Below are 24,029 nucleotides of genomic sequence, written 5' to 3'. Positions count from 1 at the left end.
AGCAGTCCCTCACCCCGGCCCCTCTCCCAGAGGGAGAGGGGAAACCCCTCTAGGCCAGCAACTGCAGCAGCGCCGCACAGTCTGGCGCATGCACCTCGGTCAGCTCTGGCCAGGGATTGTCCGGCAGGTTGACCAGCACGCCGCGAGCGCCGGCGGCCTGGGCGCACTCCAGGTCGAAGCGGTAATCGCCGACCATCACCAACGCATCCGCCGTCACGCCCCAGCGCGCTGCCAGCTGCAGCAGGCCATCGGGGTGCGGCTTGGGGATCGCCTCGCCGCGACCGAGCACATCGTCCGTGGCGAAGCAGTCGCCCAGGCCGATGGCGGCCAGAGTCAGCAGCGCCAGTTCATGGGCGTTGCGGGTAAGGATGCCCAGGCGGCAACCACGCTGGTGCAGCGCCCGCACCAGCTCCACAGCACCGGGCGCCGCCACCGAGCCGATGGCCAGCTCGCGCTCGTGTTCCAGCAACCAGGCGTGCTTGGCCTGCGCCTCCGCCTCGGGCAAGGCGGCCAGGTGATGGAGGATGTCGTCGTCCTGAGGAATGCCCAAGGCACGCTTGATCGCCGGGAAGTCATGCACCGCCACGGTCAGGGTGCCGTCCATGTCGAACACCCAGTGGCGGCAGGCGGCCAGACTCACTTCCAGTCCTCGCGCTCGCGGATCAGCCCTTCCTGGGTCGCCGAGGCCACCAGCTGACCGGCACGGTTGAAGATGCTGGCGCGGGAGAAACCACGGGCGTTGCCGGCCCAGGGGCTGTCCATGGCGTACAGCAACCAGTCGTCCATGCGCAGGTCGGCGTGGAACCACAGGGCGTGGTCGAGGCTGGCGACCTGCATGAACTTCTGAAACACCGAGACACCGTGCGGCAGCATCGAGGTGGTCAGCAGGTTGAAGTCGCTGGCGTAGGCCAGCAGCAGCTTGTGCAGCTGCGGCTCGTCCGGCAGCGGGCCGGCGGCGCGGAACCAGATGTACTTGACCGGTTCGGCCGGCTCGGGGGCGAAGGGATTGATCATCGTCACCGGGCGAATCTCGATCGGTTTGGCGCTGAGCATGCGGTCGCGCATGCGCTCGGGGATCAGGTGCGCCACTTTGCTGGCGATATCGGTCTCGCTCGGCAGGCCTTCGGGGCCGGGCACATCCGGCATCGGCAACTGGTGATGGAAGCCTGCCTCGTCGGCCTGGAACGAGGCCGAGCAGAAGAAGATCGGCTTGCCCTTCTGCACCGCCGTGACCCGCCGCGTGCTGAAACTGCCACCGTCACGCACGCGGTCGACGTGATACACGATCGGCAGGGTGGCATCGCCCGGGCGCAGGAAATAGCCATGCAGCGAATGCACGTGGCGAGCCGGGTCGACCGTCTGGTTGGCCGCCGACACACACTGACCAAGCACCTGACCACCGAACAGCTGACGGAAACCGAGGTCTTGGCTGCGCCCGCGGAACAGGTTTTCCTCGATCTGCTCCATGCTCAGCAGGGACACCAGATCATCCAGCACTTGGCTCATATATCACTCCTCGGGCGGCACACGCAATTCGTTATAGGCCGGCGCGCTGGTGAGGCGTTCATCCCACACCGCGCGGCCGATGGTGAAATGGTAAAGGCTTTGCCAGCGACTGTCGGCCAGTTCCAGCAATTCATGCACCTGATCGTCGAAGAAGCAGCCAATGCCCGTGCCGGACAGCCCCGCAGCTTCGGCCTCTAGATACAACAGCTGGCCGATCTGCCCACATTCCCAGTACAGCCGCGGGTAGTGCCAGGCGCCAGCGGCCAGCGCCGCGTCGAAACGCGCCAGCATGGCCAGGGCCACACAGCCGTCACTGGCGATGTCCTGGCCGCAGGCGAGGAAACCGGCCAGGCCACGGGCATCGCCTTCCAGCAGGCGGTACAGCGGCAGCTCGTCATGCGCGCGCTGCCAGGTGAAGTCGCCGCGCAGCCCCTGCGGTCGGGGCTGACCATCGCAACGGGCCAGCCAGTACAGACCTGGCTCCAGCCCCTGGACGCGATGGACGAACAGCAGCAGGTCGACCCGGGGCTTCTCACCGGTGACAGCGAAAGGCACCGCCGAGTTGGCCGGCATCAGCCGCCGCAACCAGGCGAACAGCAAAGCGGCCTGGATGCCGCTGCGGCCATCGAAGGCCTGGGCGCTGCGCCGCCGATGCAGGATCGGCCGCAGCGGCAGGCCGGGATTGTCGCTGGTGCTGTGGCCACTCGGTGTCTGCCAGCTCAGGGTCGGCAAGGCCGGCGCCCGGCACAGCGCATGTACCCGCGCCAGCTCCGGCCACTCGCGGTACTGACGCGACAGGCGATTGGGCGCGCCACTCAGTTCCAGCGCCGCCAGGCTGCGCTGCAATGCCTCAGGCAAAGCGAACTCTTGCGTCTGAGCAGGCCCAACCCAGAGCAAACAGTCGCCATGCTCGGCCTCATGAAACCCATCACGGTCCAGCCCCAGCAGACCGTCCAGCCGCGTCTCGGCCACACCGCGCAGCAGGCGCACCTGCCAACCCTGGAGGGCGGCGGCGATGCTCAGGCAGGCCAGCGCGTGGCCGAGGTCGTGCTGGCAGTAGCGATAGGCACGCTCGCCGTACTTCCAGGCCTCGCGCCAGGGGATGCTGGCCAGACCGAGCAGAAAGCCGCCGGGCGGCAATGCCTGCGCCAGCTGATCAGCCAGCGGCGCCGGCAGCTCGGCGCGCACCTCCAGGCCATGGGCATCCGGCGCGTAATGCGCCAGCAGCCCCGACGCCTCGACGCTGCCCGGTGGCAACAGCAGGTAAGCCTCGGTCGGGTGCAGGTTGCCCGACGACGGATTGACCCGCAGCGCCCAGCGACTGCCACCGGCCCCCTTCCAGGCGGATAGCGCCAGGCTGTCGTACAGCAGTTGCGAGAGGCTGGCGCGGCTCAGCGGCGCCGGCGCGCCGATCGGCCCGGCGAAGGGTGCGTCGTAGCTCGGGGTCTCCTCCAGCGGCCTGTGCCAGAGTTCGATCAGACGGCATCCGGCGTAGCGGCGAAACGGCGCCGGCTGGGTCGCCCAGTCGAGCTGACCGGGCCCCGGCGCATAGCCGCTAGGCGCGTGCTTGCTCAGCGCATGGTAGGCACGCACCTGCTGCTCAGCGTCCATGCCAGGCCTCCCGGGCGATGCGGTAGAGCAGATGCGGACGCAGCGGATGGCCCTCGGGCAAACTCGGGTGTTCGAAGTCACCGGCCAGATCACGGCGCATGCCCAGGCGCTGCATCACACCCCAGGAACGGTGATTGGCCGGCACGGTGAAGGACACCACCTCAGCCAGCGCCAGCTCATCGAACGCAAAGCACAAGGCGCGCTGCGCCGCCTCCAACGCATAGCCCTGCCCCCAGAAGGGACGCGCCAGGCGCCAGCCAATTTCCACCGCCGGCACGAAGGGTGCGTCGAAACTCACCCGCGCCAGGCCGGTAAATCCGATTACCTGATCATCTAACTGACGCTGCAACGCCCAGAAGGTGAAACCATGCTCGGCCTGGTGCGCCTGCAGACGCGCCAACAGGTCGGCACTGCCGCTGCGATCCAGCACGCTGGGAAAATACGCCATCACCTCGGGATCGGCACACAGGGCTGCCAGGGCGTCAAGGTCATCGTCATGCCAGGGGCGCAGGATCAGGCGTTCGCTGCTCATGGTCACAGTCATATACTGGGCTCGAATTCGTGAGTCATTCATTATGCTGCCGCTGATCTACCACGACGACTACAGCCCGCCCTTCCCAACCAATCACCGCTTCCCCATGGCCAAGTTCCGCCTGTTGCGCGACCACCTGGTGGACAGCGGCCTGGTCCGTGACGAAGCGCTGCATCGCCCGCAGATCTGCCCAGCGGACATCCTCGCTCTGGCCCACTGCCCTGACTACATCGAACGCTTCGCCAGCGGCGAGCTGACCTATCACGAGCAACGTCGCCTTGGCCTGCCCTGGAGCGAAGCGCTGGCCCGGCGTACCGTGCGCGCGGTGGGCGGCTCGCTACTGACCGCCGAACTGGCCCTGCAGCACGGCATGGCCTGCCATCTGGCCGGCGGCACCCATCACGCCCACTACGACGAAGCCTCCGGCTTCTGCATCTTCAACGATCTGGCGGTGATCACCCGCTACCTGCTGGAGAGCGGCCGGGTCGGCCGCGTACTGATCTACGACTGCGACGTGCACCAGGGCGACGGCACCGCACGGCTGCTGGAGCAGGTGCCGGACGCCATCACCGTATCGCTGCACTGCGAGAAGAACTTCCCGGCGCGCAAGGCCAGGAGCGACTGGGACATCGGCCTGCCCATCGGCATGGGCGACGCCGACTACCTGAAGGTGGTGCACGACAGCCTGGGCTACCTGCTGGCCCTGTACCAGCCGGACATCGTGCTCTACGACGGCGGCGTCGATGTGCACAAGGACGACCGTCTCGGCTACCTGCAACTGACCGACGCCGGTATCGCCGCCCGCGACGAGGCGGTGTTCCGCCACTGCCTGGAACGCGATATCCCGGTGGCCGGGGTGATCGGCGGCGGTTACGACCAGGACCACGCCCTGCTCGCCCGCCGCCACGGCATCCTGCATCACAGCGCAGCGCGGGTATGGCAGGCGCATGGCCTGGGATAAAAACGTCGCGCAGACTGTCCCATCGGTCGACAGAAGAATCCCGGAAGATCCCCCCCTATGCGCACCAAGCTCTTTCTGCTGAGCACCCTGACGCTGGTCACGCCACCGAGCCTTGCCGCCATGCCTACGCAACAGGAGCTGCAACACCTGGTAGACGCCAACATCGCGCCATTGATGCAGGCATACGATATCGCTGGCATGGCCGTGGCGATCAGCCTCCACGGCCAGGCCCACTACTTCAACTATGGCCTGGCGCGCCTGGACGACCAGCAGCGCGTCAGCAGCGATACCCTGTTCGAGATTGGCTCGCTGAGCAAACCCCTGACAGCCACCCTCGCCGGCCTGGCCCAGGCCAGCGGCAACCTGAACCTTGCCGACAGCGCCGAGCAGCACTGGCCGGCCCTGCGTGGTAGCCCATTGGGACAGGCCAGCCTGCTGGACCTCGGAACCTACACGGCCGCCGGCCTGCCGCTGCAGTTTCCCGACCCGGTACGCGACCCGGCCAGCCTGCTGGCCTACTACCGTCAATGGCAGCCTGCTCATCGGCCCGGCAGCTACCGGCGCTACTCCAACCCCAGCATCGGCCTGCTGGGGTTGCTCACCGCCAGGAGCCTGGATCAGCCCTTCGCGAAGCTGATGGAACAACGGCTTTTCCCGGCCTTGGCCATGTCGAACAGCTACGTCCAGGTACCAGACGCCCGCATGGCCGACTATGCCTATGGCTATAACCAGTACAGTCATCCGCTGCGGGTCACTCCAGGCATGCTCGATGCCGAAGCCTACGGGGTGAAAACCAGCGCCAGGGATATGCTGCGTTTCGTTCAGGCCAACCTCGACCCGAGCCACCTGAGCCCGGTGCTGCAGCGCGCCATCGCTACCACGCAAACCGGCTACTACCGGGTCGGCGAAATGACCCAGGGGCTCGGTTGGGAACGCTATCCCTACCCGATCAGCCTGGAGCGCCTGCAAGCCGGCAACTCGCCAGCCATGGCCCTGGAGCCACAGCCAGCCAGCCGCCTGCTCCCCCCCGAGCAAGCGACCCGCGACAGCCTGTTCAACAAGACCGGCTCGACCGGCGGCTTTGGCGCCTATGCGGTATTTATCCCCAGCCAACAGCTGGGCCTGGTTCTGCTGGCCAACAAGAACTACCCAAACGCCGCCAGAATCCAGGCCGCCTACAGCTTGCTGAACGCGCTCACCGTGCCCCCGGGCACGAGGTGAGCTGAGCCGGCTAGTCCGCCAGAACCTTGTCCAGCGCCTGCTCCAGCGTGGCCACGGTGCGCTCGACATTGCCCAGCTTGTCCAGGCCGAACAGACCGACGCGGAAAGTCTGGAAATCGGCCGGCTCGTCGCACTGCAGCGGCACGCCAGCGGCGGTCTGCAGGCCCTGGGCGGTGAACTTGCTGCCGTTCTTGATCTGCGCGTCGTCGGTGTAGCAGACCACCACGCCCGGCGCCTCGAAGCCTTCGGCGGCGACGCTCTTGAAGCCCTTGGCCGCCAGCAGTGCGCGCACGCGGCGGCCCAGCTCGCGCTGCTGCTCGCAGACGGTGGCGAAGCCATTGGCCTCGGCCTCCTGCATCGCGTCGCGGAAACGCGCCAGCGCATCGCTGGGCATGGTCGCGTGGTAGGCGTGGCCGCCCTGTTCGTAGGCCTGCATGATCTGCAGCCACTTCTTCAGGTCGCAGGCGAAGCTGCTGCTCTGGGTCGCCTCGACGCGCGCCTGGGCGGCTTCGCTGAGCATCACCAGGGCGCAGCACGGCGAGGCGCTCCAGCCCTTCTGCGGCGCACTGATCAGCACGTCGACGCCGCACGCCTGCATGTCCACCCAGAGGGTGCCGGAGGCGATGCAGTCGAGCACGAACAGGCCACCCACCGCGTGCACGGCATCGGCCACGGCGCGCAGGTAATCGTCCGGCAGGAGCATGCCCGAGGCGGTTTCCACATGCGGGGCGAACACCACCTGCGGCTTCTCGGCGGCGATGGTCGCCAGCACCTCGTCCAGCGGCGCCGGAGCGAAGGCCGCTTGCGGCTCAACACTGACCGGGCGCGCCTTGAGCACGGTGGAGGCAGCGGGAATCTGGCCCATCTCGAAGATCTGCGTCCAGCGGTAGCTGAACCAGCCGTTACGGATCACCAGGGTCTTCTGCCCGGTCGCCAGCTGGCGCGCCACCGCTTCCATGCCGAAGGTGCCGCTGCCCGGCACCACGGCCACGGCGTGGGCGTTGTAGACCCGCTTCAGGGTTCTGGAAATGTCCCGCATCACGCCCTGGAAGGACTGCGACATATGGTTGAGGGAACGGTCGGTGTAGACCACCGAGTACTCGATCAGACCTTCGGGGTCGACGCTGGGATAGAGGCCGGACATAGCGCAATCTCGTCACTGGAGGAATGTGCGACGACCCTGCCCTAAGCCCGCGCAGATGACAAGGCTGGCGGGTAGAATGGCGCCTTCCGCCGCCCAGCCACACACGCCATGACCGACTCCAACGCCCGCCCCACTCCCCTCGTCGCCGTTATCGGCGGCGGCCCCGCCGGGCTGATGGCCGCCGAAGTGCTGGCGGCCGGCGGCGCGCGGGTCGAGCTGTTCGACGCCATGCCCTCGGTGGGACGCAAGTTTCTCCTGGCCGGGGTCGGCGGTATGAACATCACCCACTCCGAGGCCAAGGCGCCGTTTCTCGCCCGTTACCGCGAGCGCGAAGGCGAGATCGCCAAGCTCCTGCAGGACTTCGACGCCGAGGCCCTGCGCATATGGATTCACGGCCTGGGCATCGACACCTTTGTCGGCACCTCGGGACGGGTGTTCCCCACCGATATGAAGGCCGCGCCGCTGCTGCGCGCCTGGCTCAAACGCCTGCGCGAGGCGGGCGTAACGATCCACACGCGCAGCCGCTGGCTGGGCTGGCATGACTCCGGTGCGCTGCGTATTGCCACCTCCGATGGCGAGCGGTTGCTCAAGGCCGACGCCTGCGTGCTGGCCCTGGGCGGCGGCAGCTGGGCACGGCTCGGTTCGGATGGCGCCTGGGTGCCGTTGCTGGAGCAGCGCGGGGTCGAGGTATCCAAGCTGCGACCGGCCAACTGCGGCTTCGAAGTGGCCGGCTGGAGCGAGCACCTGCGCGGCAAGTTCGCCGGCGCGCCGCTGAAGAACGTCACCCTGGCGCTGGACGACAAGGCGCCACGGCGTGGCGAGTTCGTGCTGACCGAGCATGGCGTGGAGGGCAGCCTGGTCTATGCGCTGTCCGCCGCCATCCGCAAGCGCATCGAGCAGCACGGCCAGGCGCGGGTTTATCTGGATCTACAACCGGACAGGACGTTGGATAAAGTCGCGGCGCTGCTCAGCAAGCCGCGCGGCTCGGCGTCGATGGCCAAGCACCTGCACCGCCAACTCGGCCTCGACGGTGCCAAGGCCGCACTGCTGCGCGAGCTGACCCGTGCCGAGGACTTCGCCGACATGGCTCGCCTCGCCCACGCGATCAAGGCCCTGCCCATCGAACTGTTGCGCCCCCGTCCGCTGGACGAAGCCATCTCCAGCGCCGGCGGCGTGCCGTTCGAAGCGCTGGACAAGCAGCTGATGCTCCACGCCCTGCCCGGCACCTTCTGCGCCGGCGAAATGCTCGACTGGGAAGCCCCCACCGGCGGCTACCTGCTGACCGCCTGCTTCGCCAGCGGGCGCGCGGCCGGACTCGGCGCGCTGGCGTGGCTCAAAAGGTAGCCCGGATGCAATCCGGGAAGCAGGCGACTCCGGCCCCGGATTGCATCCGGGCTACGGGCTGACGTCCCCTCTCCCGCATGTGGGAGAGGAGTGCACTTCACCCCGCCGCCGGTAACGGCGCCTCCAACGGCATCACCGTCACCCGCACCTCCGGATCGTGTTCGCCGCCGCCGAGGATCACCCCGCGCAGGGGTGAAACGTCGGAGAAGTCGCGGCCCCAGCCGAGGGTGATGTGTTCCAGGTTCGGGCGCAGGTTGTTGGTCGGGTCGAAATCCACCCAGCCCTGTTGTGGGCAGTACAGCGAGATCCAGGCATGCGAGGCGTCGGCGCCGATCAGGCGGGGCTGGCCGGGCGGCGGCTGGGTCAGCAGATAGCCGCTGATATAGCGCGCCGACAGGCCCAGCGAGCGCAGGCAGGCGAGCATCAGGTGGGCGAAGTCCTGGCACACGCCGCGGCGCTCCTCCAGCACCTGGAGCAGCGGCGTCGCCACCTGGGTGGCGCTGGCATCGAAGGTGAACTCGCGAAAGATCTTCTGCATCAGCGCATCGGCCGCCTCCAGCAGCGGGCGGCCCGGGGTGAAGCAGTCGGCGGCGTAGGCGGCGAAGCGACTCTTCAGGTGCACGTAGGGCGACTGGTAGCGATAGCGCGCCGCCTCCAGCAGCTCGGCAGACAATGACTGGCCGGAATAACCAAGAGCGCTGACCACACGCTCCCAGGCCGGTGAATCGACCAGTTCGAAGTTGTCGCGGGCCAGCACCTCCACGCGCAGGCTGGCAATCACCCGCAGCTGCTGGTGCGGGCGCTCGAAGGCCAGTCGGGTCAGTGGATTGCCGAAGGCATCCTGGTCGTCATGGCGGTGGCAGGGCTGCGGTGTGACGGTGAGGTGACGGTCCAGACAGCGCTGCCAGGGACACTCGCGCGGCCACAGATGGGCCTGCTGCTGGGCCAGCGACACCGGCTCGGTGTAGCGGTAGTGGGTGTCGTGGAGCACCTGGTAGTGGGCGCTGCGGCTCATAGCGATTGGGTCCTGCGGCTGGCATCGACGTGGACGAAAAAGCGCAGGGCCAGGCGGTCGGAGACTTCGCCAGCAGCGGCGGAAATCTGTTCCAGCAGCTCGGCCAGCCCGCCCAGCACGGCGCGCACGCCAGCCGGGCCGAACAGGTTGCCTTCGAGGTTTTCCAGACGCAAGGCCACCAGTCGCTGCTCCAGCTCGCCCAGGCGATGGTCGGCCACCAGGTCATAGGCGTCGCCCAGGCGCGCCAGCGAGTGCTGCAGCTGGCGCAGCTGGAAGATCACCGCGTGCGGGTTCTGCGCATCGAGCAACAGCAGGTCGAGCACCGGGATCAGCTGGGCGCTGGCCAGGTAGCGGGTGCGGTAGGTGATGCTGCTGTTACCCAGCTCCAGCAGCCACTCCAGCGCCGACTGGTCCTGCACCGCGCGGCTGCGCAGGAAGCTGGCCAGGCTGTCGCAGAGAAACTGCAGGCGCTCGATGCAGCGACCGATCATGAGAAAGCGCCAGCCGTCGTCACGGGTCATGTCATCGAGGGCGAAACCGGACAGCGCCGCCATCGACATCTGCAGGCGGCTGAGATACTCCAGCAGCTCGCCCAGGTCGGCGTCCTGGCCGTCCAGCTCCTGCGCCTCGCGCTGCAGCTCCAGCAACTCCTGCCAGTTGGCCTGGGACAGCTTGCCGCGCACGCTGCCGGCGGCCCATTGCAGACTCTGCAGACAGCCGCGCAGGCTGGCCGGCCAGTTGGCGCCGAGGGTAGCGTCGAACAGGCGCTGCTCCAGGCTGCCGTGACCGGCGTCGGGCAGCAGGCCCAGGCCTTCGGCCAGGCTGAGGGCCGCCTGCAGCGCCTGCGGATCGTCATCGTCGTCGATATAGCGGCCCAGCATGATGCGCAGCAGGCGCGCACTGTCTTCGCAGCGCTCGGAATAACGGCCGAACCAGAACAGGTTTTCCACCACCCGCGACGGCAGGTAGGGGTCGCTACGTACCAGGTCGGCCACGCCGAGCGGACGCAGCCACTGCCAGGGCTCACCGCCGGGGTTGCGCTCGCCGAGCACCCAGGTGTCCTTGCTCGCCCCGCCGCGCTGCATCGACACCACCTCGGCGTCGGCATCGGCGGCCACCCGGGTCAGGCCGCCGGGCAGCACGCGGTAGCCGTCGGCACTGGCCACGGCGAACACGCGCATGCCGATGGCACGCGGCGCCAGGCCGGTCGTGGCGCCCTGCCACACCGGCGCCTGCGACAGCTGGGCACGGGCCTGGGCGACATAGGCATAAGGCCTTGCGCGGATGCGCTCGGCCAGCGCCGCTCGGCCGGCTGCATCGAGGTCGCGGCCAAACACCGGGACGAAGCTCTGCGACGGAAAAGCCGGGCGCACCAGCAGCTCGTCGAGCTTTTCCAGCGCCTCGTCGAGCACCGGCGGCTCGCCGCACCACCAGCTGGCGATGGACGGCAGCAGCAACTCTTCGCCCAGCAGCTTCTCGGCGATGCCGGGCAGGAAACCCGGCAACCCCGGGGACTCCAGCACGCCGCTGCCGAGGGCATTGGCGACCAGCACATTGCCCTGGCGCACCGCATCGAGCAGGCCGGGCACGCCGAGGGCCGAGTCGGTGCGCAGCTCCAGCGGATCACAGTAGTCATCGTCCAGGCGGCGCAGCACCGCGTGCACCCGGCGCAGGCCGGCCAGGGTCTTGAGGTAGAGCTTGGCGTCGCGCACGGTGAGGTCGCTGCCCTCGACCAGCGGATAGCCGAGCTGGCGCGCCAGGTACAGGTGCTCGAAGTAGCTTTCGTTGAAGCGCCCCGGGGTCAGCAACACCACCAGCGGCGTCTCGCCGTCTGCCGGTGCCTGGCGCGCCAGGGTGTCCTGCAGGGTGCGGAAGAAGCCGGCCAGGTACTGCACACGCAGGTCGCGGTACAGTTCGGGAAAGGCGCGCGAGAGGATCTGCCGGTTCTCCAGGGCGTAGCCGGCGCCGGAGGGCGCCTGGGTGCGGTCGGCAGTGACCCACCAGCGCCCGTCCGGCGCGCGGGCCAGGTCGACGGCGTACAGGTGCAGAAAGGTACCGCCCGGCGGCTGGATGCCCTGGCACGGCCAGAGGAAATTGTCGTGGCCGAACACCAGTTCGGCCGGCAGCAGGCCGTCGGCGAGCAGCTGCTGCGGGCCGTACAGGTCGGCGAGCACGGCATTCAGCAGGCCGGCACGCTGGGCCACGCCGGCGGCGATCTGCTGCCACTCCTCGGCGGGAATCAGGTTGGGCAACAGGTCCAGCTCCCAGGGGCGATCGGCGCCATCCGGGTCGGCATAGACGTTGTAGGTCACGCCGTTTTCCTGGATCTGCCGCTCCAGCAGAGCCTGACGCTGTTGCAGCAGCGCCGGGCTGCTGCGCTGCAGGTGTTCGAACAGGCGGCGCCAGTACGGACGGACCTGGCCCTGGGCATCGAGCAGTTCGTGGTAGGCCGCGCTTGGGCGCGGGTAGTCGGCAAGCAGGTTAGGCATGGCAGGCTCGATGGGGCGCAGCACTCCCCTCGCCCATTTATGGGAGAGGGGCCGAGGGAAAGGGCAGCAGTCCGCCCCTCTCCCCAACCCTCTCCCGCAAGCGGGAGAGGGAGCTAGACGCGGCGCAGGTCCAGGGTCATGGGCAGTTCATTATTGTGGATGGCTTCAGCCACTGTCAGTTCGCCCGGGCTATGCCCGTGACGGAAGAAGCGCGCAAGGCGCCGGCTCTCCGCAGCATAGGCATTGACCGGTAGCGCCTCAAAATTGCGCCCACCAGGATGGGCTACATGGTACTGGCAGCCGCCGAGGGAGCGTTGCATCCAGGTGTCGACCAGATCAAAAACCAGCGGTGCCTGCACGCCGATGGTCGGCTGCAGGCAACTGGCTGGCTGCCAGGCGCGGTAGCGCACGCCGCCGACGAACTCGCCCACGGTGCCGGTGGGCCGCAGCGGCACCGGCGCGCCGTTGCAGGTGAGCTGGTAGCGATCCGGCGCCAGGCCGCTGAGTTTGACCTGCACCCGTTCCAGCGACGAATCGACATAGCGCACCGTGCCGCCAATGGCGCCCTCCTCGCCCAGCACGTGCCAGGGCTCGAGAGCCTGGCGCAGCTCCAGGTCGATGCCACTGACCGCGTAATCGCCGATCTTGGGGAAGCGGAACTCCAGGTGCGGGGCGAACCATTCGGCGCGCAGCGGATAGCCGGCGCCGTTGAGTTCGAAGATCACGTCGGCGAAGTCCTGCTCGACGAAATGCGGCAGCAGGAAGCGGTCGTGCAGTTCGGTCCCCCAACGCGCTAGGCGCCGCGGGCGATACGGCTCGTTCCAGAAGCGCGCCACCAGCGCGCGCAGCAACAGCTGCTGGGCCAGGCTCATGCGCGCGTGCGGCGGCATCTCGAAGGCGCGCAGTTCGAGCAGGCCGAGGCGGCCGCTGGAAGAATCCGGCGAGTACAGCTTGTCGATGCAGAACTCGGCGCGGTGGGTATTGCCAGTCACATCCACCAGCAGGTGACGCAGCAGGCGGTCGACCAGCCAGGGCGGGCATTCGCGGCCCGGCTCGGGCATCTGCGCGAAGGCGATCTCCAGCTCGTAGAGGGCATCGTTGCGCGCCTCGTCCACGCGCGGGGCCTGCGAGGTCGGGCCGATAAACAGGCCGCTGAACAGGTAGGACAGCGACGGGTGGTTGTGCCAGTAGCTGATCAGGCTGCGCAGCAGATCGGGCCGACGCAGGAAGGGCGACTCGGCGGCGGTGGCGCCACCGAGGACGAAGTGATTGCCGCCGCCGGTGCCGGTGTGGCGGCCGTCGAGCATGAACTTCTCGCTGGACAGGCGGCACTGGCGTGCTGCTTCGTAGAGAAACTCGGTGCGCTCGACCAGCTCATCCCAGCTGCTGGCCGGGTGGATGTTCACCTCGATCACACCCGGGTCCGGGGTGACGCGGAAGTGGGTCAGGCGCGGGTCCTGCGGCGGCTCGTAGCCTTCCAGCAGCACCGGGCAGCGCAGTTCGCGGGCGGTGGCCTCGATGGCGGCGACCAGCTCCAGGTAGTCATCCAGCCGATTCAGGGGCGGCATGAACAGGTACAGGCGACCGTCACGCGGCTCGGCACACAGCGCGGTACGCACGATGCCGCTGGCCGACTCGAACAGCCCCGGCGCCTGCGGCCCCTCGCCCTCGGCCAGCGCCTTGCCGTGGCCATTGCCCGGGTGCAGCGGCGTGCGCAGCTGCTGCTGGATGCTCTGCCGGCTGGGCAGCGGCGGGAAGCTCTGGTGCGGGTCCTGCGGGGTGACGTAGGGGTAGTCCAGCTCGCCGACCCAGGGTTGCGAATCCAGCGGCAGACGATAGCCCAGCGGCGAGTCGCCGGGAATCAGCCGGCAGTGTTCGTCGCGCAGGAACCAGGGGCCGGTCAGCCAGCTGGAATCATCGGCGCTGCGCATCAGCGGCAGCACCTGCCCGACCACCTCGCCCAGGCCACGGCAGAACACCTTGCGCAGGCGCTCACGCTCCAGCGGGTCGGCCAGGCGCGGATCGCTCGGGCTGACGTTGGCCGGCAGGCGGCGCTCGCGCCACAGGTAGTAGAGCCAGTCCTCGTAGGCCGGAAACACGTGTTCGGCCTCCAGCCCCAGGCGTCCGGCCAGGTTGTGCAGAAAGCGGGCGGCGAGGCGAGCATCGGCGCCGTAGTAACGGGTTTCGTCGGCGTACAGGGCGGCGTCCTGCCAGATCGGCTCGCCATCCTTGCGCCAGAAGCAGTTCAGCGACCAGCGGGGCAGCTGCTCGCCCGGGTACCACTTGCCCTGGCCAAAGTGCACCAGCGCCTGCGGTGCGTAATGCTCGCGCAGGCGGTGGAACAGCTCGCTGGCCAGGCGCCGCTTGTTCGGCCCCATGGCATCGGTGTTCCACTCGGGGTCGTCCGGGTAGTCGAGGGCGACGAAGGTCGGTTCGCCACCCATGGTCAGGCGCACGTCGCCATAGGCCAGCTCGGCATCGACCTGGCGGCCGACGGCGAGGATGTCCTGCCACTGTTCGTCGCTGTAGGGCTTGGTGACCCGCGGTGCCTCCCAGATGCGCTCGACGCGCATCTCGTGCTCGAACTCGCATTCGCACTCGTCGAGCAGGCCGCTGATCGGCGCCGCCGAGGACGGCTCCGGGCTGCAGGCGAGAGGAATATGGCCTTCGCCGGCGAACAGACCACTGGTGGGATCGAGGCCGATCCAGCCGGCGCCGGGCAGGTAGACCTCGCACCAGGCATGCAGGTCGGTGAAATCCACGTCGGTGCCACTGGGGCCGTCCAGCGACTTCTGGTCGGCCGTGAGCTGGATCAGGTAGCCGGAAACGAACCGCGCCGCCAGCCCCAGGTGACGCAGCAGCTGCACCAGCAACCAGGCCGAGTCGCGGCAGGAGCCGGAGCCCAGTTCAAGGGTTTGCTCGGGGCTCTGCACGCCCGGTTCCAGGCGAATCAGGTAGCGCACGTCGCTGGCCACGCGCTGGTTGAGCGCCACCAGGAAGTCGACGCTGGGCGTCGGCGTACGCTCGACCTTGGCCAGGTAATCGGCGAACAGCGGGCCACCCTTCAGCGTCGCCAGGTAGGGCGCCAGCTCGCGCTGCTCATCCTGGCCATAGGCGAAGGGGATCTTCTCGGCATGCGGTTCGAGGAAGAAGTCGAAGGGGTTGAACACTGCCATCTCGGCAACCAGGTCGACGCAGACCTTGAGCTGCTCGGTCTTGTCCGGGAACACCAGGCGCGCCAGGTAGTTGCCCTGGGGGTCCTGCTGCCAGTTGACGAAGTGTTCGCCCGGCTCGACCTGCAGCGCATAGGAAAGGATGCGCGTGCGGCTGTGCGGCGCCGGGCGCAGGCGAACCACCTGCGGGCCGAGGTTGATCGGACGGTCGTAGCGATAGTGCGTGACGTGCTGCAGTGCGACATGAATCGACACGGCGTGCCTCCTGCGAGCCAGGGCGATACCTGGGCAGCGCAAGAGTTATGCCAGCGGCAATTTCACGATTTCACAGGCTGCGCGGGAAGGCTAAGCACCAAAATAAGGCAGCCGCACAGTGCGCCTGGAAACGGCGCACGGAAAAGGCGCCGGGCGTAGGTTGGGTTGAGCGTAGCGAAGCCCAACAAGCGAACGAGCTGGCGGAATAGTCGCCTTGGGGTTCGCTCGTTGGGCTTCGGCGCTTTGCGCCTCAACCCAACCTACGCCCTACGAACCATGAATCTGTTAACGCGGCGCCACCGGGCGCTTGCCGGGCTTCTTGCCGCCCTTGCCGGCACCGGCCTTTTCCGCCTTGCGCCGGGCCTCGGCGGCGGCCTTGGCCTGTTCGCGCTTGTCCCACGCCTTGCTGCCGTCGCTGCCGCGCGGTGGCAGGCCGGTGTGCTGGGTGAGGATCCTGCCCACCGTCTTGCCCTGGGCGCCGGCCTTCTTGCTGCCGGCCGGCGTCGAGTTCTTGCGCCGGGCGCTCTGGTACTCGTCGGTCTGCGGCTGGTAGGTCGGGATCAGGTGGTGCTTGCCGTTGCCGATCAGATCGCTGCGGCCCATGCGCTCCAGCGCCTCACGCAGCAGCGGCCAGCCCTTGGGGTCGTGGTAACGCAGGAAGGCCTTGTGCAGGCGGCGCTGCTGCTCGCTCTTGACGATGGTCACGCCGTCCGACTTGTAGGTGACCTTGCGCAGCGGGTTCTTGCCCGAGTGGTACATGGCGGTGGCGGTGGCCATCGGCGACGGGTAGAAGGCCTGCACCTGGTCGGCGCGGAAACCGTTGCGCTTGAGCCACAGGGCGAGGTTCATCATGTCCTCGTCGGTGGTGCCCGGATGCGCGGCGATGAAGTACGGAATCAGGTACTGCTCCTTGCCCGCTTCCTTCGAGAACTTCTCGAACATCTGCTTGAAGCGGTCGTAGCTGCCGATGCCCGGCTTCATCATCTTGTCCAGCGGGCCGCGCTCGGTGTGCTCCGGGGCGATCTTCAGGTAGCCGCCGACGTGGTGGGTGACCAGCTCCTTGACGTACTCCGGCGATTCCACGGCCAGGTCGTAGCGCAGGCCGGAGGCGATCAGAATCTTCTTCACACCCGGCAGCGCGCGGGCCTTGCGGTACAGCTCGATCAAGGACGAGTGGTCGGTATTGAGGTTCTCGCAGATGCCGGGGAACACGCAGGACGGCTTGCGGCAGTGCTTCTCGATTTCCGGGTCCTTGCAGGCGATGCGGTACATGTTGGCGGTCGGCCCGCCGAGGTCGGAGACCACGCCGGTGAAGCCCGGCACCTTGTCACGCATCTCCTCGATCTCGCGGATGATCGAGTCGTGGGAGCGGTTCTGGATGATCCGGCCCTCGTGCTCGGTGATCGAGCAGAAGGTGCAGCCGCCGAAGCAGCCGCGCATGATGTTCACCGAGAAACGGATCATCTCGTAGGCCGGGATCTTCTCCTTGCCATAGGCCGGGTGCGGCACCCGCGCGTAGGGCATGCCGAACACGTAGTCCATTTCCTCGGTGGTCATGGGAATCGGCGGCGGGGTGAACCAGACGTCGACATCGCCGTGCTTCTGCACCAGCGCGCGGGCGTTGCCCGGGTTGGTTTCCAAGTGCAGCACGCGGTTGGCGTGGGCATAGAGCACCGGGTCGTTGCGCACCTTCTCGAAGGACGGCAGGCGGATCACCGTCTTGTCACGGGTCATCTTCGGGCTGGGCAGCAACTCGATGACCTTGGCCTCGTTGGCATCCTCGACCGGCGCGCCCTTTTCCTGCTCGATGGCGCAGGCGGCGGTGTCCTGGGTGTTCACATAGGGGTTGATGATCTTGTCGACCCGGCCCGGACGGTCGATGCGGGTGGAGTCCACCTCGAACCAGCCTTCCGGCGTGTCGCGGCGTATAAAGGCCGTGCCGCGCACATCGGTGATGGCCTCGATCTTCTCGCCGAAGGCCAGGCGCTGGGCGATCTCGACCACCGCTCGCTCGGCATTGCCATATAGAAGGATGTCGGCGGTCGCGTCCATCAGGATCGAGCGGCGTACCTTGTCCTGCCAGTAGTCGTAGTGGGCGATGCGCCGCAGCGAGGCCTCGATGCCGCCGAGAATCACCGGCACATGGCTGTAGGCCTCCTTGCAGCGCTGGCTGTAGACCAGGCTGGCGCGGTCCGGGCGCTTGCCGGCGACGCCGCCGGGGGTATAAGCGTCGTCGCTGCGGATCTTCTTGTCCGCGGTGTAGCGGTTGATCATCGAGTCCATGTTGCCGGCGGCAACACCGAAGAACAGGTTCGGCTCGCCGAGCTTCATGAAGTCGTCTTTCGAGCGCCAGTCCGGCTGCGCGATGATGCCGACGCGAAAGCCCTGGGCCTCCAGCAGGCGACCGATGATGGCCATACCGAAGGACGGGTGATCCACATAAGCGTCACCGGTGACGATGATGATGTCGCAGGAATCCCAGCCAAGCTGATCCATCTCTTCCCGGCTCATCGGCAGGAAGGGTGCAGGCCCGAAACACTCGGCCCAATATTTGGGATAGTCGAACAGCGGCTTGGCGGCTTGCATATTTTTTGATCAACAGGGATTCACAGGGGGCGCGGAATATAGCACAAAAAACATACAGACCGCTGCGCCAGCCAGCGTCATGTGGCTGCCGCAGCGGTGATATCAGTTTGTGATCACAGGCCGAGTTATGCCTATACTCCAACCTGATTGCCAGTTCCCCGCCTATTGGCCATTAGGAGCCCGAATTTTGCGGTGCAATCTTCTGCAAGGACTGCTGTTGTTGCTCTGCCTGGCCCTCGCGAGCGGCCGGGCCATGGCCGCGCCTATAACGCTGCAAGGCGACAGCAGCGGCCTGGAACTGAACGGGCAGATCGAACTGCTCGAAGACGTTGGCGGCACACTCAGCATCACCGACATGGCCGATCCGGCCGTGCAGCAGCGCTTCGCACCAGCCAGCGGCCGCGCCAGCGTCGGGCAGAACCCCAACCCCTGGTGGATCAAACTGCAGTTGCAACGCAGCGCCGATGCGCCGGCGCAGTGGTGGCTGGAAAACGGTGCGGTAACCCAGCTCGACCTGCAGCTCTACAGCCCTGACGGCCAGGGGGGCTGGACGCTACGCCAGTCCGGCCAGCGCGTCAGCTTTGCCGACGGCCGCGACCATGAATACCGGCGCATCGTGCTGCAACTGCCGCCCCTAGGAGAAACGCCGCAGACCTTCTACCTGCGCAGCCATGACCCGGCCGGCAACTCTTTCCCGCTCAGGGCCTGGCAACTGGAAGACCTCGACCACCTGGCCATCCAGGAAAACCTCGGCCTGGGCCTGATCTACGGCATCATCGCCGCGCTGCTGCTGTACAACCTGTTTATCTTCTTCAGCCTGCGTGACAAGGCCTACTTCTGGTACGTGCTGACCACCGCCGGCGCCCTGCTGATGATCGTCAGCATGAGCGGCCACGGTTTCCAGTACCTGTGGCCCAATCACCCGGTGCCGTTCTGGCTGGACCGCATCACCCTCCCCTCGCTGTGGGGCTTCGGCGCCTGCCGCTTCACCCAGACCCTGCTGCAGACACGCCAGCATGTGCGCTGGGCCCACCATCTGCTGACCTTCGCCTGCGTCTGCTACGTGATCGCCATCACTCTGGAAGCCTTCGGGCAGCGTGGTCTGGCCGCCTGGCTGATCGCCCTGCTGTCGCTGACCAGCATTCCGGCAGCCCTCGGCTCGGCGCTGATTCGCTGGCGCCAGGGCTACTTCCCCGCCCTGCTCTACCTCTGCGGCTATGGCCTGATTCTCGGCAGCATCAGCCTGGCACTGATGCGCTCCACCGGCCTGGTGCAACCGGCCACCTGGAACGCCTATGTGTTCCCCCTGGCGGTGGCTGCGGAGTCGATTCTGTTCTCCTTCGCCCTGGCCTACCGCATCCAGATGCTCAAGCAGGAGAAAGCCACGGCCATCCTCCAGGCCGACCGCGAGAAGACCGCACGCATCGCGCAGATGCAGAGCAGTGCCGAAGAGCTGCAGGAAGCCGTACGCCTGCGCACCGCCGAACTGGCCGAGGCCAATCGGCAGTTGAGCGAACGCGAGCAACTGCTGCAGTTCGCCGCCTTCCATGATCCGCTCACTGAGCTGCCCAACCGCCGCTACCTGGTCGAGCGCGCCGAAACGGCCCTGGCCGACGCCCAGCGGCGCAACGAGTCGGTCGCCCTGATGCTGGTCGACCTCGACCACTTCAAACCCATCAACGACCGCTACGGCCACGATGCCGGCGACCTGTTGCTGCGCACCATCGGCCAGCGCCTGCGCGAGCACGTGCGGGTCAACGACATGGTGGCGCGCCTGGGCGGTGACGAGTTCGCCGTGCTGGTCTGCGGCGCGGAAGCCGAGCGCCACGCCCAGGAGATCGCCGAGCGCCTGCTCGCCGAATTGGCCAAGCCGGTGATGTATGGCGCCAACCGCCTGGCGGTGACCATTAGCATCGGCGGGGCGCTCTATCCGCAGCATGCGCAACAGTTCAGCGGCTTGTACAAGGCCGCCGACGAGGCCATGTACCGCGCCAAGCAGAAGGGTCGCTCGGGCTTCGTACTGCAGGGCTGCGATGGTGAGCTGAGCCCGCAAGCCAGCCTGATGCTCGACGTGCTCAAGGTGCCTAGCGGCTTGAGCTAGAGCGGCTAGCCTGAGAGGTAACGCCGCGGCACCCGCGCGGTGACCTTGGTCAGCAGCTCGTAGCCAATAGTGCCGGCAGCGCGCGCCACCTCGTCGACCGGTAGGTTGGCCCCCCACAGCTCTACCGCATCACCGACCACCGCCTCGGGCAGGTCACTGAGATCAACCGTGAGCATGTCCATCGACACCCGCCCGGCCAGCGGCATGCGCCGCCCGCCGATCCACAGCGGAGTGCCGTTTGGCGCATGGCGCGGATAGCCGTCGGCGTAGCCGCAGCTCACCGTGCCGATACGCGAGGGCCGCTCGGCGACCCAGCTGGCGCCATAGCCGACGCTCTCACCCGTGGCGACCTCGCGCACGGCAATAAGCTCAGCGGTCAGGCTCATCACCGGGCGCAGGCCCAGCTCGGCCGCGCTCAGATCGGCGAAAGGCGAAGCGCCGTAGAGCATGATGCCGGGACGCAGCCAGTCCATATGTGCCGCCGGAATCATCAGCAGCGCCGCCGAATTGGCCAGACTGCGCTGATCGAAGTCGAGATCGAGCAAGTCGAGGAAAGACTCCAGCTGCACCTCGGTCAGCGAGTGGCCGCGCTCGTCGGCGCAGGCGAAGTGGCTCAGCAGGTTCAGCTCGGCCACCCGGGCGCAGCCGCGCAGGCGCGGAAACAGCTGGCGCACAGCGTCTGCGGCAAGACCCAGGCGATGCATGCCGGAATCCAGCTTGAGCCAGACATTCAGCGCCCGCGGCAGCTCGGCGGCGAGCAGCGCCTCGGCCTGCTCGGCACCCTGGATGACCAGATCCAGGCCCAGATGCGCGGCCATCGGCAACTCGGCGGCGGCGAAGCAACCCTCCAGCAGCAGGATGCGCGCCTCGCCGTGCATCGCCCGCACTTCGGCGGCCTCTTCCAGGCTGGCGACAGCAAAGCCATCTGCCTCGTCATGCAGGGCGCTGACCACTTCGCGCACACCATGGCCGTAGGCATTGGCCTTGACCACCGCGAACGCCTGGCGCCCCGGCGCACAGCGCTTGGCCAGCCGGTAGTTGTGGACGATGGCGGCCAGATCGATGGTGGCGACGAGGGGGCGCATGGCAAGCTTCCGAAAACAGAACGGGCGCCCATCTTAACCGTTGGGCGCCCGTTTTCATTGAGCCTGATCAGCCTCGCGAGGCGTCAGTCCTCTTCGAAGTTGTACATACCCGGCGCCAGGTTGTCGAAGCGCGTGTACTTGCCGATGAAGGCCAAACGGCAGGTGCCGATGGGGCCGTTACGCTGCTTGCCGATGATGATCTCGGCCACACCCTTGTACTCGGTCTCCGGGTGATACACCTCGTCCCGGTAGACGAACATGATGATGTCGGCGTCCTGCTCGATCGCCCCGGATTCACGCAGGTCGGAGTTGACCGGGCGCTTGTTGGGGCGCTGTTCCAGCGAGCGGTTGAGCTGCGACAGGGCGATCACCGGGCAGTTGAACTCCTTGGCCAGTGCCTTGAGCGAGCGCGAGATTTCGGAAATCTCGTTGGTGCGGTTGTCGCCACTGGAGCCCGGGATGCGCATCAGCTGCAGGTAGTCGACCATGATCATGGCGATCTCGCCGTGCTCGCGGGCCAGGCGACGGGCGCGGGCACGCATCTCGGTCGGCGAGATACCGGCGGTATCGTCAATGAACAGCTTGCGCTCGTTGAGCAGGTTGACCGCCGAGGTCAGGCGCGGCCAGTCGTCGTCGTCCAGCTTGCCCGAACGCACCTTGGTCTGATCGATGCGGCCAAGGGACGACAGCATACGCATCACGATCGAGTCGCTGGGCATTTCCAGGGAGAACACCAGCACCACCTTCTCGGTGCGCAGCACGGCGTTTTCCACCAGGTTCATGGCGAAGGTGGTCTTACCCATCGACGGACGGCCGGCGACGATCACCAGGTCGGCCGGCTGCAGACCGCTGGTCATACCATCCAGGTCGGTGAAGCCGGTGGAAATACCGGTCAGGCCTTCGTTGGTGTTGAACAGCTCGTCGATGCGGTCGATGGTCTTGACCAGGATCTCGTTGATCCCCACCGGACCGCCGGCCTTGGGCCGCGCCTCGGCGATCTGGAAGATCTGCCGTTCGGCCTCGTCGAGTACTTCCACCGCGCTCTTGCCCTGCGGCGCGTAGGCCATGTCGGCGATGTCGTTGCTGATGCCGATCAGCTGACGCAGGGTGGCGCGCTCGCGGATGATCTGCGCGTAGGCCTTGATGTTGGCCACCGACGGGGTGTTCTTGGCCAGCTCGCCGAGGTAGCCGAGGCCGCCGACCTGGCTCAGATGGCCTTCCTTGTCCAGCTGCTCGGACAGGGTCACCACGTCGAACGGCGAGTTGCGCTCGGCCAGGGTGAAGATGGCGCGGAAGATCAGGCGGTGGTCATGGCGGTAGAAGTCGCCGTCGGACACTGCATCGGAGACGCGCTCCCAGGCGTTGTTGTCCAGCATCAGGCCGCCGAGCACGGCCTGTTCGGCCTCGATGGAATGCGGCGGCACCTTGAGGGCTGCGGTTTCCAGATCGTACTGCTGGGGGACACTGATATCGTTCATGGCACCTGTAATTCCGGAAAACACAGAGGCTTTGGCAAAGTGCATCTTTGCCAAAGGCTCTGAAAAAACAACGGGCACTCACCACTGACGCAGTGAGTGCCCGATTGTCAGCAGGCAGGCATTTTCATGCAAGCCCACGGGTAGCAGCCCAAATTAGGCAGCGACCACGATCACCTTAACGGTGGCTTCGACGTCGGTATGCAGGTGCAGTGCAACGTCGAACTCGCCTACCTGGCGAATGGTGCCGTTCGGCAGGCGCACTTCAGCCTTGGCCACTTCAACGCCGGAGGCGGTCAGGGCGTCAGCGATGTCGTGAGTACCGATGGAACCGAACAGCTTGCCTTCGTCACCAGCAACAGCAGTGATGGTGACTTCCAGCTCGGCCAGTTGAGCGGCACGGGCTTCGGCGGAAGCTTTCTTGGCGGCAGCAGCGGCTTCCAGCTCAGCGCGGCGAGCTTCGAACGCAGCAACGTTCTCGGCGGTAGCAGCGGTGGCCTTGCCCTGCGGCAGCAGGTAGTTACGGCCGTAGCCGGACTTGACGTTCACTTTGTCGCCCAGGTTGCCCAGGTTGGCGATTTTTTCCAGCAGGATGACTTCCATTTGGGTCTTACCTCTTAACTTTTAACCTTCACCGTTCGCAGGCCCGGCGCCGTTGTTGCGCGCACGGCGGCCGCGAAAATCAATCAGACTGTCGACGATGGCCAAGACCACCAGTAACGGATAAATCAGCTGCAAAAACAGCAGCAGCGACACGTACAACCCCACCAGCCAGAACCGGCCCAGTCGCCCGGAAGCGGCCAAGCCATGCAGCAGAGCAACCCCGGCAAACACCAGCGGCACACTGCACAGCGGCGTCAGCATGGCCAGCTCCAGCCCCAGATTGGGGCCCAGAACAATAACCGCCAACAGGCCGAAGGCCAGGGCCGGCGGCAGTCGCAAGGCTCGAAACTCAAGCCCGAAACCACCCGGGTTGTACAACGCCGCCTGCCAGTAACGCCCAAGCATCAGGCAAAGCAGGCTGACGATCTGCAGCAACGCAGCCATCAGTCCGGTGAGTACCGGGGCAACCAGCGCCTGCAGGCGGGTCTGCTCGTCTACCGACATCTTTTGGTAGACCCCATCGAACATCTGCGGCATCAGCTTGTGCAGCTCGGCCGCCAGTTCGTTGATGGGTTGGCTAAACACCGCGCCCAACGTCACGCCATACACCAGGCCTAGCGCGATACTGGCCAGCAGCACGCGAACCCAGGACCACCCGGCGCGCAACAACAGCGCCAGGCTCAGCGTACCGAGCATCACCAGAAGGACGCGCGGATCACCGAAGTGCCACCAGCCCAAAGCCGGTAACACCGCCCAAGCCAGAATGCCTACAGCATCTCTTGGCCCCCGCCGCAGCAGCACCAGGCTACTGGCGGCGGCACTCAACCAGAACAACAGCGGCAATGCCGCAGAACCGACCACCACCAGGGTGGCCTGCATGCGGCCGCGCATGATGAACTCAGCCAAGGCGCGCATGCGATCTATCCCT

Annotated in this window: 17 protein-coding genes; 4 read left to right on the top strand and 13 right to left on the bottom strand. The window is 66.9% G+C overall.

Annotated features, from left to right (window positions below):
- Nucleotides 1-49: 49 nt before the first annotated feature.
- The 4 genes from ACF8C6_RS10040 to ACF8C6_RS10025 are packed head-to-tail and all read right to left on the bottom strand — an operon-like array spanning nucleotide 50 to nucleotide 3,649.
- Nucleotides 50-640, bottom strand: coding sequence for an HAD family hydrolase (locus tag ACF8C6_RS10040; RefSeq protein ID WP_392499137.1), 591 nt, complete (start codon nucleotides 638-640; stop codon nucleotides 50-52).
- A complete protein-coding gene (tesB, locus tag ACF8C6_RS10035) occupies nucleotides 637-1,506 on the bottom strand; it encodes an acyl-CoA thioesterase II (RefSeq protein WP_277690580.1) in 870 nt (289 codons plus the stop codon). The genes ACF8C6_RS10040 and tesB overlap by 4 nt, the downstream gene beginning before the upstream one ends.
- Nucleotides 1,507-1,509: 3 nt before the next feature.
- The gene (locus tag ACF8C6_RS10030) at nucleotides 1,510-3,117 is read right to left on the bottom strand and encodes a SagB/ThcOx family dehydrogenase (protein WP_392499136.1); all 1,608 of its coding nucleotides are present in this window, start codon (nucleotides 3,115-3,117) and stop codon (nucleotides 1,510-1,512) included.
- Nucleotides 3,107-3,649 (bottom strand): GNAT family N-acetyltransferase, encoded by a 543-nt coding sequence (locus ACF8C6_RS10025; protein WP_392499135.1) that lies wholly within the window; start codon nucleotides 3,647-3,649, stop codon nucleotides 3,107-3,109. The genes ACF8C6_RS10030 and ACF8C6_RS10025 overlap by 11 nt, the downstream gene beginning before the upstream one ends.
- Before the next feature lie 40 nt (nucleotides 3,650-3,689).
- Between ACF8C6_RS10025 and ACF8C6_RS10020 the strand changes: the two genes are divergently transcribed.
- Both ACF8C6_RS10020 and ampC read left to right on the top strand, forming a co-directional pair.
- Nucleotides 3,690-4,610 carry a histone deacetylase gene (locus ACF8C6_RS10020; protein ID WP_392499412.1) on the top strand — a complete coding sequence of 307 codons (921 nt, stop codon included), beginning with the start codon at nucleotides 3,690-3,692 and terminating at the stop codon, nucleotides 4,608-4,610.
- Nucleotides 4,611-4,667: 57 nt separating this feature from the next.
- Nucleotides 4,668-5,831: a class C beta-lactamase gene (gene ampC, locus ACF8C6_RS10015; RefSeq protein ID WP_392499134.1), complete on the top strand. Its 1,164-nt coding sequence runs from the start codon at nucleotides 4,668-4,670 to the stop codon at nucleotides 5,829-5,831.
- Nucleotides 5,832-5,841: 10 nt separating this feature from the next.
- Here ampC and ACF8C6_RS10010 read toward each other — a convergent pair whose 3' ends face one another.
- On the bottom strand, nucleotides 5,842-6,975 hold the full coding sequence (locus tag ACF8C6_RS10010) for an aminotransferase class V-fold PLP-dependent enzyme (RefSeq protein ID WP_392499133.1): 1,134 nt from the start codon (nucleotides 6,973-6,975) through the stop codon (nucleotides 5,842-5,844).
- A gap of 108 nt (nucleotides 6,976-7,083) precedes the next feature.
- On the opposite strand from ACF8C6_RS10010, the gene ACF8C6_RS10005 reads away from it, so the two are divergent.
- On the top strand, nucleotides 7,084-8,319 hold the full coding sequence (locus ACF8C6_RS10005) for an NAD(P)/FAD-dependent oxidoreductase (protein ID WP_392499132.1): 1,236 nt from the start codon (nucleotides 7,084-7,086) through the stop codon (nucleotides 8,317-8,319).
- Between the two features lie 97 nt (nucleotides 8,320-8,416).
- Here the strand turns inward: ACF8C6_RS10005 and ACF8C6_RS10000 are convergent, their stop codons facing one another.
- The 4 genes from ACF8C6_RS10000 to ACF8C6_RS09985 form a co-directional block, all read right to left on the bottom strand.
- Nucleotides 8,417-9,334: a transglutaminase N-terminal domain-containing protein gene (locus tag ACF8C6_RS10000; RefSeq protein ID WP_392499131.1), complete on the bottom strand. Its 918-nt coding sequence runs from the start codon at nucleotides 9,332-9,334 to the stop codon at nucleotides 8,417-8,419.
- Nucleotides 9,331-11,823, bottom strand: a complete 2,493-nt coding sequence (locus tag ACF8C6_RS09995; RefSeq protein ID WP_392499130.1) for a circularly permuted type 2 ATP-grasp protein — start codon at nucleotides 11,821-11,823, stop codon at nucleotides 9,331-9,333. The genes ACF8C6_RS10000 and ACF8C6_RS09995 overlap by 4 nt, the downstream gene beginning before the upstream one ends.
- Nucleotides 11,824-11,936: 113 nt before the next feature.
- Nucleotides 11,937-15,251 carry a DUF2126 domain-containing protein gene (locus ACF8C6_RS09990; protein WP_392499129.1) on the bottom strand — a complete coding sequence of 1,105 codons (3,315 nt, stop codon included), beginning with the start codon at nucleotides 15,249-15,251 and terminating at the stop codon, nucleotides 11,937-11,939.
- 285 nt (nucleotides 15,252-15,536) lie between these two features.
- The gene (locus ACF8C6_RS09985) at nucleotides 15,537-17,837 is read right to left on the bottom strand and encodes a YgiQ family radical SAM protein (RefSeq protein WP_392499127.1); all 2,301 of its coding nucleotides are present in this window, start codon (nucleotides 17,835-17,837) and stop codon (nucleotides 15,537-15,539) included.
- 253 nt (nucleotides 17,838-18,090) lie between these two features.
- On the opposite strand from ACF8C6_RS09985, the gene ACF8C6_RS09980 reads away from it, so the two are divergent.
- Complete coding sequence (locus ACF8C6_RS09980; RefSeq protein ID WP_392499126.1) at nucleotides 18,091-19,938, top strand: diguanylate cyclase domain-containing protein; 1,848 nt, start codon at nucleotides 18,091-18,093, stop codon at nucleotides 19,936-19,938.
- 5 nt (nucleotides 19,939-19,943) lie between these two features.
- Here ACF8C6_RS09980 and alr read toward each other — a convergent pair whose 3' ends face one another.
- The 4 genes from alr to ACF8C6_RS09960 all read right to left on the bottom strand — a co-directional run bounded on the left by alr (nucleotide 19,944) and on the right by ACF8C6_RS09960 (nucleotide 24,016).
- Nucleotides 19,944-21,023, bottom strand: coding sequence for an alanine racemase (alr, locus tag ACF8C6_RS09975; protein ID WP_392499125.1), 1,080 nt, complete (start codon nucleotides 21,021-21,023; stop codon nucleotides 19,944-19,946).
- A gap of 83 nt (nucleotides 21,024-21,106) precedes the next feature.
- On the bottom strand, nucleotides 21,107-22,501 hold the full coding sequence (dnaB, locus tag ACF8C6_RS09970) for a replicative DNA helicase (protein ID WP_277690592.1): 1,395 nt from the start codon (nucleotides 22,499-22,501) through the stop codon (nucleotides 21,107-21,109).
- A gap of 153 nt (nucleotides 22,502-22,654) precedes the next feature.
- The gene (gene rplI / locus ACF8C6_RS09965) at nucleotides 22,655-23,101 is read right to left on the bottom strand and encodes a 50S ribosomal protein L9 (protein WP_277690593.1); all 447 of its coding nucleotides are present in this window, start codon (nucleotides 23,099-23,101) and stop codon (nucleotides 22,655-22,657) included.
- 21 nt (nucleotides 23,102-23,122) lie between these two features.
- Nucleotides 23,123-24,016, bottom strand: coding sequence for a hypothetical protein (locus ACF8C6_RS09960; protein ID WP_392499124.1), 894 nt, complete (start codon nucleotides 24,014-24,016; stop codon nucleotides 23,123-23,125).
- Nucleotides 24,017-24,029 lie beyond the last annotated feature (13 nt).

Source organism: Pseudomonas sp. zbq_18 (assembly GCF_043102245.1).
Lineage (GTDB): Bacteria > Pseudomonadota > Gammaproteobacteria > Pseudomonadales > Pseudomonadaceae > Aquipseudomonas.
This window is presented reverse-complemented; position numbering and strand designations above follow the sequence as displayed.

Coding starts and splice junctions, on each gene's coding strand:
- tesB (WP_277690580.1), bottom strand. CDS start 1,506: ATGAGCCAAGTGCTGGATGATCTGGTGTCCCTGCTGAGCATGGAGCAG.
- ACF8C6_RS10030 (WP_392499136.1), bottom strand. CDS start 3,117: ATGGACGCTGAGCAGCAGGTGCGTGCCTACCATGCGCTGAGCAAGCAC.
- ACF8C6_RS10025 (WP_392499135.1), bottom strand. CDS start 3,649: ATGAGCAGCGAACGCCTGATCCTGCGCCCCTGGCATGACGATGACCTT.
- ampC (WP_392499134.1), top strand. CDS start 4,668: ATGCGCACCAAGCTCTTTCTGCTGAGCACCCTGACGCTGGTCACGCCA.
- ACF8C6_RS10010 (WP_392499133.1), bottom strand. CDS start 6,975: ATGTCCGGCCTCTATCCCAGCGTCGACCCCGAAGGTCTGATCGAGTAC.
- ACF8C6_RS10005 (WP_392499132.1), top strand. CDS start 7,084: ATGACCGACTCCAACGCCCGCCCCACTCCCCTCGTCGCCGTTATCGGC.
- ACF8C6_RS10000 (WP_392499131.1), bottom strand. CDS start 9,334: ATGAGCCGCAGCGCCCACTACCAGGTGCTCCACGACACCCACTACCGC.
- ACF8C6_RS09995 (WP_392499130.1), bottom strand. CDS start 11,823: ATGCCTAACCTGCTTGCCGACTACCCGCGCCCAAGCGCGGCCTACCAC.
- ACF8C6_RS09985 (WP_392499127.1), bottom strand. CDS start 17,837: ATGCAAGCCGCCAAGCCGCTGTTCGACTATCCCAAATATTGGGCCGAG.
- ACF8C6_RS09980 (WP_392499126.1), top strand. CDS start 18,091: ATGGCCGCGCCTATAACGCTGCAAGGCGACAGCAGCGGCCTGGAACTG.
- alr (WP_392499125.1), bottom strand. CDS start 21,023: ATGCGCCCCCTCGTCGCCACCATCGATCTGGCCGCCATCGTCCACAAC.
- dnaB (WP_277690592.1), bottom strand. CDS start 22,501: ATGAACGATATCAGTGTCCCCCAGCAGTACGATCTGGAAACCGCAGCC.
- rplI (WP_277690593.1), bottom strand. CDS start 23,101: ATGGAAGTCATCCTGCTGGAAAAAATCGCCAACCTGGGCAACCTGGGC.
- ACF8C6_RS09960 (WP_392499124.1), bottom strand. CDS start 24,016: ATGCGCGCCTTGGCTGAGTTCATCATGCGCGGCCGCATGCAGGCCACC.